A 13,034-nucleotide genomic window follows, 5' to 3' on the forward strand; every position below is an offset into this window, starting at 1 on the left:
TGCTTCCCCTGAATTTCGGGGAGGCAGGCGCCTTTTGTCTTTACTACTGAGCGCTAGCGCGAACGGCGTTCGTTCGAGGCCGGAGCGGTGGCGCGGCGGGGGCCGGCGCCGCGTGCGGGGCGCCCGGCGCCCGAAGGCGCAGAGCTGCGGCCGCCCGCTGCGGGGCGTCCGCCGCCGGCGGGAGCAACATCTCCGGCACGCTGTCCGGTGGCCGGACGGCGGTTGCGGCCCTGCGCGGTGGAAGCAGCAGCTGCGCCGCGGCGTCCGTCCTGTGAGCGCTGGGCGCGGGGTGCCTCGGGCGTGAAATCGTTGCGGTCACGCTCGCTGCGGTCCGTGCGTTCCGCCGAGACGCGTCCGCGTCCGCCGGATCCGCCCCGGCCGCCGGCACGGGGCGTGGCGGTGGAGCGGGCGGCGCGCTTGCGCTGGGCGTTTGCACCGGTCGACCGGCCGCCGCCCTGCTGAGGCGACTTCGACGCGAGCTGGGCGGCGCGCACATGCGGCTCCACAGCAGCGGCGCGGTCGCCGATCAGCTTGGCGATGGACGGAGAATTGTGGGAGACCTTCTCGATGGAGACGTCAACACCGGCAGCCTTCATCAGCTTGGAGACTTCGCTCTTCTGCTCCGGGAGGGTCAGCGTCACGACGGTTCCGCTGGATCCGGCACGGGCCGTACGGCCCGAGCGGTGCAGATATGCCTTGTGCTCCGTGGGCGGGTCGATGTGAACGACCAGCTCGACGTCGTCCACGTGGACGCCGCGGGCGGCGACGTCGGTGGCAACCAGGACGCGCACGTCGCCGGAGGAGAATTCCGCGAGGTTCCGGTCGCGGGCGTTCTGCGACAGGTTGCCGTGCAGGTCAACGGTGGGGATGCCGCTGTCCGTCAGGTACTTGGCCATCTTGCGGGCGTGGTGCTTGGTGCGCATGAACATGATGCGGCGGCCCTGGCCGGAGGCCAGTTCCTTGACCAGCAGCTTCTTGGCCGTCTGGTCCTGGACCAGCAGGACGTGGTGCTCCATCGTGGTGACCGCGGCCTGCGGATCGTCCACGGAGTGCGTCAGCGGGTTGGACAGGTAGCGGCGGACCAGCTTGTCGACGCCGTTGTCCAGGGTGGCCGAGAACAGCATCCGCTGTCCCTTTTCCGGAGTGCGGTCCAGCAGACGCTGGACAACCGGCAGGAATCCGAGATCAGCCATGTGGTCGGCTTCATCGAGCACAGTGATTTCAATGGATTCCAGGCTGATGACCTTCTGCTTCATGAGGTCTTCAAGCCGGCCGGGGCAGGCAATGACAATGTCAACGCCGGCCTTGAGGGCCTTTTCCTGGCGCTGCTGGGACACGCCGCCGTAGATAACGGTGGTGCTCAGGCCCAGTTCCTTCGCGAGAGGCTCAATCACGTTGTTGATCTGCGTGGCCAGTTCGCGGGTGGGTGCCAGGACCAGGCCCAGCGGGCGGTTGGGCTTGCGGCGGTAGGCTGCTTCGGCCTCGGCCAGCCGGGTGACCAGCGGCAGCGAGAAAGCGAGAGTCTTGCCTGAGCCGGTACGGCCCCGGCCCAGTACGTCGCGGCCCTTGAGGGTATCGGGAAGTGTTTCAACCTGAATCGGGAATGCTTCGTCAATTCCGGAAGCGGAGAGGGCTGAAACGAGGACCTTGGGTACGCCAAGGGCAGCAAAAGTAGTCATTAAAAGACAGGCAACTTTCGGTAAGAGGCCCCCAAAGCCGTATGGCACCGGGGGTTCGCCGAAGAAAAGTCAGACAGTGTCCAGGGCTTGGCCGGATATCGGCCAGCGGGACAAAAGAAAGCGTTCATCGACGCAGGTTGTGCTGCTTACACACGCGGCTTTGAGGCGCGGCAGACACAACAACTTCATCCAGTTTACCGGAATGCCCGCAGTTTCCTAATCGGCCGCCGTCGCCGGTGCGCTGCCGGCTCCGGCGGAAGCTGCAAACCGGCCGCTGCGCCAGCCGATAGCATTAACGGTGATGACTACTGAACCAGCCCTGCCCGACGCCGGCTCCCTGAACGCTCCGGACCCCATTTCTCCGGATCTCGCTGCCCCGGATGCCGGCAGCGTTTCCGACACTGAGGAAACCGGAGAGTCCAGGCACTTCCGCTCTCCGGTGTCGTTTGTCCGGCGTGGCTCCCGCCTCCAGGGACGCCGCCAGCAGGCCTGGGACGAGCTCTCCGACCGGTTCGTCATCGACGTTCCGCGTGCCGAGGCTGACACTTCCGTCGACCCGGACTACGTGTTCGACGCCGCTGCCGAGTTTGGCCGCACCGCTCCCCTGGTCGTGGAAATCGGTTCGGGCTTGGGCGAAGCAGTGACGCACGCCGCGGAGCAGAACCCGGACAAGAACTACCTGGCCGTGGAGGTCTACCTTCCCGGGCTGGCCCAGACCCTGCAGCGCATCGGCCAAAAAGAGCTCACCAACGTCCGCGTGGTCCAGGCCAACGCCCCCGAGGTCCTGACCACCATGCTCCCCGCGGGGTCAGTGGACGAGGTCTGGGTCTTCTTCCCCGACCCCTGGCATAAGACCCGCCATCACAAGCGCCGCATGGTCAAGGATGAATTCGCCGAGCTGGTGGCCCGCGTGCTGGTGCCGGGCGGCATCTGGCGCCTGGCCACCGACTGGTCCGATTACGCCGTGCAGATGCGCGAAGTCCTCGATGCGTCCCCCCGGTTCCAAAACCTGCACGACGGCGAGCGCGCCGGTGAGGACAGCCCGCTGACGCGGGTGAACCGCGAGGGTCTGGAAAAGAAGGCCCCGGTGAACGACGTCGACACCCGCGGCGGCTGGGCACCGCGTTTTGACGGGCGCACCCTGACCAGCTTCGAGAACAAAGCCCACCAGGCAGGCCGCCTGATTTTCGATCTCTCCTACCGCAAGGCCTGAGTTTCCATGACTGAACCAAACGATGCCCGCGTCGGCCTCTACATCGACTTCGACAACATCGTCATCTCGCGCTATCAGCAGCTGCACGGCCGAAACGCCTTCCAGCGTGACGGCATCCGCAACTTCGACAAGACGAGCCGGGATGCCGACCCCGAGGTGGCCGCCAAATTGACCGCGGCGACGGTCGATTTCAACGCCATCATCGACTTCGCCGCGTCCTTTGGCACCCTCGTCGTCAACCGCGCGTATGCCGACTGGTCGGTGCCGGTCAACGCGAGCTACCAGCGCCAGCTCATGTCCCGGGCGGTGGACCTCACCCAGCTGTTCACCACGACCACCCGCGGCACCAAGAACGGCGCGGACATCCGCCTCGCCGTTGATGTGGTCGAAGATCTCTTCCGGCTGCCCGACCTCACTCACGTCATCATCGTCGCCGGAGACTCCGACTACATTGCCCTCGCGCAGAAGTCGAAGCGGCTCGGCCGCTTTGTTGTCGGCATCGGGGTCGCCGGGTCGACCAGCACCTCCCTCGCCGCCGCGTGCGACGAGTTCGAGGACTACGACTCGCTGCCCGGCATCGACAAGACCGCCGCGGCCGCAGCCGCGGCGGAACGGCCGGCGCCGGGGAAGAAGTCACCCGATCCGGTGGAGGCGGCGGAGCCTGATCCGGCACCCCTCAAGGCCCGCAACCTCACAACGATCCCCATGTTCTCGCACACCGGGTTTCCGCAGTTCGACGAGCCGGAGCCGGCCGAGGACATCGATCCGCAGACACTGGCGACGGAGCTCCTCGTGCGCGCCCTGCAGATCGGCCACGCCAAGGGCGACGCCGACGAGTGGCTCAACACGGGCACGATCAAGAACCAGATGCGGCGGATGGACCCCTCCTTTAATGAGAAGCCGCTCGGCTTCCGGTCCTTCACCGATTTCCTCGCCTCGCACGGCGACCTGGTGGAGCTGGAGGAGGACGGCCCGCAGCGCCTCATCCGTCTTCGCCCGGAGGCGGACACCCCGCGCTGAGTGCGGAGCCGAGCCGGCAGAAGGACTCCCGTCTGTTGGCCGTTTCAGCAACTTGCCGTTTCAGCAACGGATCTTTGCCGGCGGAGCTCCGTGCCTGCATGCTTTTGGTATGGAACAGACAAACTCCGGCTCCGCCGGCTCCCCCGGCCGCGTCCCCTCCGCTCCCCTCAGCCGGGATGCGATCCAAGACCTCTGGGATCAGCGCTACGCCGGCTCGGATGAACTGTGGAGCGGGCAGCCCAATGCGGCACTGGTTCACGAGGTCCGCGGGCTGGTGCCCGGACGCATCCTGGACGTCGGCTGCGGCGAGGGCGCCGACGCCCTGTGGCTGGCCGAACAGGGCTGGGATGTTACGGCCCTTGACGTGTCGCGGGTGGCACTGGACCGGGCTGCCCGGCAGGCCGAACGGCGAGGAGTGACGGTGACCTGGCTGCACTCCGGCCTCGTCGAGGCCGCGCTGCCGGCCGCATCCTTTGACGTGGTGTCGGCGCAGTACCCGGCACTGCTGCGCACCGGCGACAACGCCGCCGAACGGGCACTGCTGAATGCCGTGGCACCCGGCGGCGTGCTTTTGGCCGTACATCACCCGTTGCCGACCGCTGCGCAGGCCAGTGCCCGCGGCATTGATCTGGACGAATATGTGGGCCTGGCGGATATCCGCGCGCTCCTCGGCGGAAACTGGCGGATCGAAGTCGACGAGGTCCGGCCCCGGCACGTCGCCGCCGGAGCCGGCGCCCACCACACCGAGGACGTCGTCCTGCGGGCGCGGCGCCTGCGCTGACTGCGCCTGCCGGGTTCCGCCCCTCCCCTTCCCCCTTCCACCTGCAGGCGTGACTACCCGGGCCGCGAGATGGCAGAAACGGCTGTTCCCGGGCCTGGGAAGAGCACTTTCTGCCATCTCGCGGATCAGCCTTTTACAATCTTCTACTGTGACCCTTGCCACAAACTGGTTTGTAACGCAAACTGGTTTGCAGCCGACCGAAAGCCGGATGACCAACCCAGGGGCACACGATGATCCGGAACCACACTGATCTCCACAGCGACGGCTATTCCGGGGGAAGACACCCGCAGGATGCCGCGCTTCCCGATGAACCGCTGGACCTGCGCGCGGCGCTGCAAATCGTTGAGGATGCCGAACGCTCCGTCCACCGGCAGCTGAGCGGCAATGCCGCCATGGTCTATCTGCTGTGGGGATTGACCTGGGTTGTGGGGTACGGGGCACTGGAAGGCAGCAGGCGCGGATGGCTCCCCCTCGAACCGGGCGCCGCCCTCGTGGTGCTCGGCGTGGCCCTGGCTGCCGCCACGGTTTCCACGGTGGCCATGACCATCCGCGGCACCCGGGGCCTCCGCGGCCACACCGCCTTCCAGGGCGGCATGTACGGCGCCTCCTGGGCCCTGGGATTCCTGATCATGGGGATCCTCAGCGGCATCATCGGACGCACGGTGGAGGATTTCTGGATGCGCGGCATGCTAATCAACTCCATCGCCGTGCTGATCGCCGGCCTGCTCTACATCACCGGCGGCACCACCTTCAACGACCGCCGCCAGTCTTTCCTCGGAGTGTGGCTGCTGGTGGTCACCATCGCCGCTCTCCTGTCCGGCCCGGCGTATTTCCTGACCGTGTTCCTTTATCTGGGATCCGGCGGGCTGCTGGCAGGGTCCCTGGCCGAATACCTCGGCACCCGGAAGCGGAAAACGGCGGTGTCCCATGCCTGAACTGGATCCGGTCATCCACGCCGAATCCCGGCTCCGGGCCCTCACCACGCTCAATGAGGTGGGCGAGCTCAACCGCATCGCCTTCACCAAACTGCGCGGCATGCTGGACATGACCGCCGGCAACCTCTCCACGCACCTGCGCAAGCTCGAAGACGCCGGCTACGTCGAGATCACCAAGACCATCGAAGGGCGCACCCCCGTCACCTATGTGGGCATCAGCGCCGAAGGCAGGCTCGCTTACCTGCAGTACCGCAAGGCGCTCCGGGACCTCCTCGCGGGCCTTACCCAAGACGGCAGATCCTTACCACTGGAGGCACCATGAGTTTCCACCCCGGACTTACACCGCAGCGGGCCAACGCCGACGACGGACCGGCACCTGTCCTAGCGGCAGCCCGCTCGGTCACCAAGCGCTATGCCGGCAAACCGGCGCTTAGCGGGGTGAGCCTGGAGATCCGGGCCGGTGAAGCCCTCGGCCTGCTCGGCCCGAACGGCGCCGGCAAATCCACTCTGCTGAGCCTGCTCTGCGGGCTCCGCACGGCAGATGCCGGAAGCGTGGAACTCTTTGGCCGGAGTCCGCGGGATCCGCTGGCCCGGCGGGAGCTGGGCACGACGCCGCAGGCAACCTCGCTTCCACCCACGCTGCGGGTCCGCGAGACTGTCGACTTCGTGGCCGCCCACTACGCCGATCCGGTGCCCACGGCCGAGCTGCTGACGGATTTCGGGCTGGCGGAGATCGCGGCCAAACAGTGCGGCGGGCTCTCGGGCGGACAGCAGCGCCGGCTCATGGTGGCGCTGGCCCTGGTCGGACGGCCGCGGCTGGTGATCCTGGACGAGCCCACCACCGGCCTGGACGTGGAGGCACGCGAAAACCTCTGGGAGCGGCTCGGCGAGTACCGCAGGGCGGGCGGCACCCTCCTGGTCACCAGCCACTATCTGGAGGAAATCCAGGCACTGTCGGGCCGGGTTGTCGTCCTGAACTCCGGTGCCATCGTTGCCGACGGGACGGTGGATGAAATCCGCGGCCATGTGTCGGTCAGCAAGGTGTCCTTCCGCACCGGGCTGCCGCCGTCGTCGTTTGCATCCCTGCCTGAGAGCGCAGGTGCCACCGCCGGGCCGAACAACACAGTGACCGTGCTGAGCCGCGACGCCGATGAAACGGTGCGCCGGCTGGTTCGCGACAACGTGCCCTTTTCCCGGCTGGAGGTCCACGCGGCCAGCCTCGAAGAGGCCTTCCTGGCCCTGACGCACCATCCCGACACCGTTTCGGCCTCCGCCGGAGAGGAGCAGCCATGACATCCCTGGTCCGCGCCCACACCAAGGCGCAGGTGCTGGAGCAGCTGCGCATTCCGATTTCGGTGATTTCCTCAACCGTGTTCCCCACGCTGGCCCTGGTGTTTTTCGTGCTGCCGCAGCAGGCGGTGATCTCCAACCCCATTGCGTCGCTGATAGCGGTGGCCCAGCTCGCGCTCTTCGGCGTGATGAGCTCGTTCCTGTTCAACTACGGGATCGGTGTCGCTGAGGACCGCGCCAATCCGTGGAGCAGCTACGTGCGGACGCTGCCGGCCGGTGCCCTGCCGCCCACCGTGGCCCGGGCACTGACCGCGATGATGTTTGCCTTTTTCGCACTGATCCCGGTGATGCTGGTGGGTGTGTTCACCACGGCGGCGCTGGACGCCTTCACCACCGGCACGCTGGCCTGGTGGCGGGTGCCGGCCTCGGTGCTGGTGTGGCTGGTGTGCGGGCTGCCGTTCCTGTTCCTGGGCCTGCTCATCGGGTATCTGTGCACCCCAAAGGTGGCGATTGCCGTCACGCAGGTGGTGTTCTTTCCGCTGGCCTTCGCCGGCGGGCTGATGCTGCCGCCGGAATTGTTCAGCCCCGGACTGAACACGTTCTCGCTGTTCCTGCCCACCCGGGCGGCCCGCGACGTCTCGGTGGCGGTGTTTTCCGGCGAGCCGCTCGGCCCGGCCGCGCTGCCCTGCCTGCTGGCATGGACCCTGCTCCTCGGCGCCCTGGCAATCTGGGCGAACCGCCGCGACCAGGGCCGCCGGTTCAGGTAACCGGAGCCGGTTCAGGCAGTCGGAGCCGGTTCAGGCAGTCGGAGCCGGCCCGGCCGTCCTCACAGGGACGGGACGTAGCCGTCGTCGGCGTAGTTCACGGGTTCCTGCTTCCCGGCCGGCAAGGCGCGCAGCTGGCTCCGCCGCTGGACCAGCGAAGCCAGGCTGAGCTGGTTCGCGAAGGGACGCGAGGCGGGCGGCCGCTGGCCCCGGGTGAGGGTGACGACGTCGCCGGCCAGGCCTGCGGCGAAGACCCGGCTCCGCTCCGGCGTGCGCTGCTGGATCGAGTCCAGTTCCGCGGAGAGTTCCGAGATCCGGGACCGCAGGCTGGAAACCTGGTTCTCCAGCTGCATGATGCGTTTGATGCCTTCCAGCGAGACGCCCTCCTGGGAGAGCCGCTGGACCTCGCGGAGCATGTCGATGTCATGCTGCGAGTAGCGCCGGGACCTGCCCGGCGCCCGGCTGGGGCAGACGATTCCCAGCCGGTCGTACTGCCGCAGGGTCTGCGGATGCATGTCCGCCAACTCCGCGGCTACGGAGATCACAAAAATAGGCGCATTAACATCTATGCCCATCGTTTCCTCCTTGACAGCTGTTGACGTTTAGTAACGATAACCCGGTTCGGCTCCCGGGGCACGGGAAACCGAACCGTGTTTGCGCTGCTAGAGACGTGCCTTGGACGCCAGGCCCGCTCGGGGATCCTCACCCTTCGTGGCGTCGGCGAACGCCTCGACCGCCGCCTTGGCTTCCTTGTTCAGATGAGAGGGAACGGCGACGTCGATGGTGACCAGCAGGTCGCCGTCGCCCTTGGAGGTGTGCACGCCCCGGCCCTTGACCCGCAGGGTGCGCCCGGACGGGGTTCCCGCGGGCACCTTGAGCTTGACCTTGTCGGCGGTCAGCGTGGGAACCTCGATCGTGGCGCCCAGCGCCGCCTCGGGGAAGCTCACCGGCACGTGGATGCGGATGTTGTTTCCGTCCCGGACAAAGAAATCGTGCGGCGTCACCCGGACGGTGACCATCAGGTCTCCGTTGCCGGCCGCACCGGGCTGGCCCTTGCCGCGGACCCGGATCTTCTGCCCGTCCTTGACGCCGGCCGGAACGCGGACTTCAACGACCTCGCCGCTGGGCTCGCGCAACCCGATGACGGTTCCGTTGATGGAACCGGCGAAGGAAATGGTGGTGGTGGCCGTCCGGTCGGCACCCTTCTGCGGCGGAGCGGAGCCGAAGCCCCCGCCGAAGCCGCCGCCGCCGAACAGGTCAGCGAATTCCGGCGGAATGTTGCTGCCGCCGCCGGTGCTGTACGTGGTGCGGCGGCCGCCCGGCCGGGCGCCCTCGCCGAACAGTCCGCCAAAGAGGTCCTCAAACCCGGCACCGCCGCCGGCACCGGCACCGCCGGGACCGCCGGCCGAGAAGCGCGCGCCGCCGCCCATGGCGCGGATTGCGTCGTACTGCTGGCGCTCTTCGGCGTCGGAAAGCACCGAGTAGGCCTCCGACAGATCCTTGAACATCCGCTCAGCAGAGGGATCGCTCTGGTTCTGGTCCGGATGGTACTTGCGTGCCAGCTTCCGATACGCCTTCTTGATATCGGCTTCCGACGCGTCCTTGGGGACACCCAGAATCTTGTAAAAATCCTTATCGACCCAATCCTGACTAGCCAATTGGCGTCCCCTTCCTTAAGTTACTGCTCCTGCCCGCAACCCGCGGATTACGGACCGGACGTGCACTGCTGAAAAAAGGTGCCCGGGGCCGCCGTGAACGGCCCCGGGCACCCGCGCCTTACTGCTCCGGAACGGAGACGATGACCTGGGCCGCGCGCAGCACCCTGTCGTTCGCCTTGTATCCGGCCCGCAGGATCTGCGTCACTGCGTCGAACTGGACGTCCGGGCTCTGCTGCTGGATCAACGCTTCGTGGATGTTGGGATCGAATTCGACCCCCACCTCGTCAATCCGGGTCAGCCCGTAGGTCTTCAGCGTGTTTTCCAGCTTGGTGGCGATGGACGCAAAGGGTCCCTCCGCCAAGTCGCCGTGCTGACGCGCTGCGTCGATGTCATCCAGGACCGGCATCACGGAGTTCAGGACTCCGATGACAGCCATTTCCCGGGCAACGTCGCGGTCACGCTCCACCCGCCTGCGGTAGTTGACGTATTCCGCCTGCAGCCGCAGCAGGTCATTGCGCAGCTCCGCAGCCTCCGGAGATCCTGCTTCCTGCTGCTGCGGGGGCACACCCGCGCTGTTCAGGATCTGCTCGGCCTGGGCCAGGGCATCTCCCTCAGCACCGGAGTTTTCCTCGGAAGCCTGGGCCTCCGGGGAGGCGTCCGGCTCGGCTGCCGATGAGTCCCCGGACTCGGCCGGCTGCTGGCCGGCCGGGTCGGAATCCTCAGGGTTGGACTTTTCGTTGGGGTTTTCGTTCCCTGCCGTCATGATTACTTCTTGTCTTCGTCGTCAACAACCTCGGCGTCAACGATGTCTTCGTCGGCGGCGGAGGAAGTGTCGGAAGCTCCGGCGTCGCCGGCAGCACCGGGAGCACCGGCACCTGCTGCGCCTTCAGACTGGGCCTGGGCGTAGATGGCTTCGCCCAGCTTGGTCTGCGAGGTCTGCAGCTTCTCGAACGCCGACTTCACTTCGTCGTCGTTTTCGGTGCCCTCGAGGGCCTTCTTCAGGGCATCAACATCGCCCTTGACCTCGGTCTTGACGTCCTCGGGCAGCTTGTCGTCGTTGTCCGTGAGGAGCTTGTCCACGGAGTAGGCCAGCTGCTCGGCGGAGTTGCGGACGTCGGCAGCCTCGCGGCGCTTCTTGTCCTCCGCTGCGTGCTCTTCGGCTTCGCGGACCATGCGGTCGATGTCTTCCTTGGAGAGGGAGGAACCGCCGGTGATCGTCATGGACTGCTCGGCACCGGTGCCCTTGTCCTTGGCGGACACGTGCACAATGCCGTTGGCATCGATGTCGAAGGTGACCTCAACCTGCGGGACGCCGCGGGGAGCCGGCGCGATGCCGGTCAGCTCGAACGTGCCCAGCGGCTTGTTGTCGCGGGTGAACTCGCGCTCGCCCTGGAAGACCTGGATCGCCACGGACGGCTGGTTGTCGTCAGCGGTGGTGAAGGTTTCGCTGCGCTTGGTCGGGATGGCCGTGTTGCGCTCGATCAGCTTGGTCATCACACCGCCCTTGGTCTCAATGCCCAGGGACAGCGGGGTGACGTCGATCAGCAGGACGTCCTTGCGCTCGCCCTTCAGGACACCGGCCTGCAGTGCGGCGCCGACGGCGACAACCTCATCCGGGTTCACGCCCTTGTTCGGCTCCTGGCCGCCGGCCAGTTCCTTCACCAGTTCGGTGACGGCCGGCATGCGGGTGGAACCGCCGACGAGGATGATGTGGTCAATGTCGGAGACCTTGATGCCGGCCTCGGCGATGACGTCCTTGAACGGCTTCTTGGTGCGGTCCAGCAGGTCCTTGGTCAGGTCCTGGAACTTGGCACGGGACAGGTGCTCGTCCAGGTGCACCGGACCGTCGGCGGTAACCGAGAGGTACTGGAGGGAGATGTTGGTGGAGGTCGCGGAGGAGAGTTCCTTCTTGGCCTGCTCGGCCGCTTCCTTCAGGCGCTGCAGGGCAATCTTGTCCTTGGACAGGTCGGCGCCCTTGGCCTTGGCCTGCTGCAGCAGGTAATCGACGACGCGCTGGTCCCAGTCGTCGCCGCCGAGCCGGTTGTCACCGGCGGTGGAGCGCACCTGGATGGTGGAGAAGTCGTCTTCGTCCTTGCCGACTTCGAGCAGGGAAACGTCGAACGTTCCGCCGCCGAGGTCGAAGACCAGGATGAGCTCGTCTTCCTTGCCCTTGTCCAGGCCGTAGGCCAGAGCAGCCGCGGTGGGCTCGTTGACAATGCGCAGCACGTTCAGGCCGGCAATTTCCCCGGCTTCCTTGGTGGCCTGGCGCTCGGCGTCGTTGAAGTACGCGGGAACGGTGATCACGGCGTCCGTGACCTTTTCACCCAGGTACGATTCGGCGTCGGACTTCAGCTTCTGCAGGATGCGGGCGGAGATTTCCTGGGCGGTGTAATTCTTGCCGTCAATGTCCACCTTCCAGTCGGTGCCCATGTGGCGCTTGACCGAGGAGATGGTGCGGTCAATGTTGTTGACGGCCTGGCGCTTGGCGATTTCGCCAACGAGAACCTCACCGGACTTGGCGAAAGCAACAACCGACGGCGTGGTGCGGCCGCCTTCAGCGTTGGCAATAACGGTCGGCTCGCCGCCTTCAAGGACGGAGACAACCGAGTTGGTGGTTCCAAGGTCAATACCTACTGCACGTGACATGTTTGCTTCCTCTTTCCGTGGAAAACGGCGCCGTTGGAAGGGATCATCAATCCCGCAGCGCGTCTTGAGCCTTCTGCACTCAACTTTACTCAGGGCGGATTGTTTGTCAACAAAGTTGAGCGGGTCGGACTCAACCTTGCCGTTTGCAGGCGGCGCCGGCACAAAGCCTCCCCCTCCTGAGCACGGCCGACACACGCCGCAACTCCGGGCGCACAGCCCCTGCGCCCGCGTATCCTCGGCCTATGCGTCCTGAACAGTATTCGCACGGCCATCACCACAGCGTGGTCGGCGCCCATGCCACCCGAACTGCCGCCGATTCCGCTGCTTACCTGCTCCCCTATCTGGAGTCCGGCATGGCGCTGCTGGATGTGGGCTGCGGGCCGGGGAGCATTACTGCCGATCTCGCCAACCTTGTGGATCCCGGGCCCGTCATCGGGCTGGACCCCTCGGAGGACGTCGTCGCCCAGGCCCGGGCCCTGGCCGCGGCGCGGGGGCTGGCGAACGTCGAGTTCACGGCCGGCAACGTGTATGACCTGGATTATCCGGACGGAACGTTCGACGTCGTCCACGCCCACCAGGTGCTCCAGCACCTGACCGATCCGGTGGCTGCCCTGCGCGAGATGCGGCGTGTGACCCGGCCCGGCGGCCTGGTGGCGGTGCGCGACGCCGACTTCCACGGCATGAGCTGGTATCCGGAACTGCCCGAACTCACGGAGTGGATGGAGACCTACCAGCAGATCGCCCGCGGCAACGCCGCCGAGCCCGACGCCGGCCGGCGGCTCGTCGCGTGGACCCTGGAAGCCGGTTTCACCGAGTTTGAACCGTCGGCGTCCAACTGGCTCTACGCCACCCCGGAGCGGCGTGCCTGGTTCGGAGACGGCTGGGCGGACCGGGTGCTGCACTCTGCCTTCGCGGACCAGGCGCTGGAACGGGAGCTGACCGACCCGGCCGGCCTCGCCCGGATGGCCGCCGGCTGGCGACGCTGGACGCAGGCACCGGACGGCTGGTTCCTGCTCCCCTCCGGCGAGATCATCGCGTGGGCCTGACG

General features: G+C 66.8%; 13 protein-coding genes. 8 read left to right on the forward strand and 5 right to left on the reverse strand.

Translation table 11 applies throughout. The features are described from left to right. Positions 1-53: 53 nt before the first annotated feature. Positions 54-1,679, reverse strand: coding sequence for a DEAD/DEAH box helicase (locus tag QNO08_RS15295; protein ID WP_229966144.1), 1,626 nt, complete (start codon positions 1,677-1,679; stop codon positions 54-56). 301 nt (positions 1,680-1,980) lie between these two features. Here QNO08_RS15295 and trmB point away from each other — a divergent pair, with 301 nt between their 5' ends. The 7 genes from trmB to QNO08_RS15330 all read left to right on the forward strand — a co-directional run bounded on the left by trmB (position 1,981) and on the right by QNO08_RS15330 (position 7,685). Next, positions 1,981-2,892 (forward strand): tRNA (guanosine(46)-N7)-methyltransferase TrmB, encoded by a 912-nt coding sequence (gene trmB, locus QNO08_RS15300; protein WP_229966145.1) that lies wholly within the window; start codon positions 1,981-1,983, stop codon positions 2,890-2,892. A 6-nt stretch (positions 2,893-2,898) separates the two neighbouring features. Continuing rightward, positions 2,899-3,912, forward strand: a complete 1,014-nt coding sequence (locus QNO08_RS15305; RefSeq protein ID WP_229966146.1) for an NYN domain-containing protein — start codon at positions 2,899-2,901, stop codon at positions 3,910-3,912. A gap of 109 nt (positions 3,913-4,021) precedes the next feature. Beyond that, on the forward strand, positions 4,022-4,693 hold the full coding sequence (locus tag QNO08_RS15310; protein WP_229966147.1) for a class I SAM-dependent methyltransferase: 672 nt from the start codon (positions 4,022-4,024) through the stop codon (positions 4,691-4,693). Between the two features lie 230 nt (positions 4,694-4,923). Next, the gene (locus QNO08_RS15315) at positions 4,924-5,628 is read left to right on the forward strand and encodes a hypothetical protein (protein WP_229966148.1); all 705 of its coding nucleotides are present in this window, start codon (positions 4,924-4,926) and stop codon (positions 5,626-5,628) included. Further along, on the forward strand, positions 5,621-5,950 hold the full coding sequence (locus tag QNO08_RS15320; protein ID WP_229966149.1) for a transcriptional regulator: 330 nt from the start codon (positions 5,621-5,623) through the stop codon (positions 5,948-5,950). The genes QNO08_RS15315 and QNO08_RS15320 overlap by 8 nt, the downstream gene beginning before the upstream one ends. Then, a complete protein-coding gene (locus QNO08_RS15325; protein ID WP_229966150.1) occupies positions 5,947-6,921 on the forward strand; it encodes an ABC transporter ATP-binding protein in 975 nt (324 codons plus the stop codon). The genes QNO08_RS15320 and QNO08_RS15325 overlap by 4 nt, the downstream gene beginning before the upstream one ends. Next, positions 6,918-7,685 (forward strand): ABC transporter permease, encoded by a 768-nt coding sequence (locus QNO08_RS15330; protein WP_229966151.1) that lies wholly within the window; start codon positions 6,918-6,920, stop codon positions 7,683-7,685. The genes QNO08_RS15325 and QNO08_RS15330 overlap by 4 nt, the downstream gene beginning before the upstream one ends. A 59-nt stretch (positions 7,686-7,744) precedes the next feature. Here the strand turns inward: QNO08_RS15330 and QNO08_RS15335 are convergent, their stop codons facing one another. From QNO08_RS15335 to dnaK, 4 genes are all read right to left on the reverse strand, one after another. Continuing rightward, entirely contained in the window at positions 7,745-8,257 is a 513-nt protein-coding gene (locus QNO08_RS15335) for a heat shock protein transcriptional repressor HspR (RefSeq protein WP_229966152.1), read from the reverse strand. An 87-nt stretch (positions 8,258-8,344) separates the two neighbouring features. Next, entirely contained in the window at positions 8,345-9,340 is a 996-nt protein-coding gene (locus tag QNO08_RS15340) for a DnaJ C-terminal domain-containing protein (RefSeq protein WP_229966153.1), read from the reverse strand. A 118-nt stretch (positions 9,341-9,458) separates the two neighbouring features. Continuing rightward, complete coding sequence (locus tag QNO08_RS15345; RefSeq protein ID WP_229966154.1) at positions 9,459-10,103, reverse strand: nucleotide exchange factor GrpE; 645 nt, start codon at positions 10,101-10,103, stop codon at positions 9,459-9,461. A gap of 2 nt (positions 10,104-10,105) precedes the next feature. Beyond that, positions 10,106-11,986, reverse strand: a complete 1,881-nt coding sequence (gene dnaK, locus QNO08_RS15350) for a molecular chaperone DnaK (RefSeq protein ID WP_229966155.1) — start codon at positions 11,984-11,986, stop codon at positions 10,106-10,108. A 242-nt stretch (positions 11,987-12,228) separates the two neighbouring features. Between dnaK and QNO08_RS15355 the strand changes: the two genes are divergently transcribed. Continuing rightward, positions 12,229-13,032, forward strand: a complete 804-nt coding sequence (locus QNO08_RS15355) for a methyltransferase domain-containing protein (protein ID WP_229966156.1) — start codon at positions 12,229-12,231, stop codon at positions 13,030-13,032. Positions 13,033-13,034: the final 2 nt, after the last annotated feature.

The sequence above is a fragment of the Arthrobacter sp. zg-Y820 genome (assembly GCF_030142155.1).
Taxonomy (GTDB): Bacteria; Actinomycetota; Actinomycetes; order Actinomycetales; family Micrococcaceae; genus Arthrobacter_B.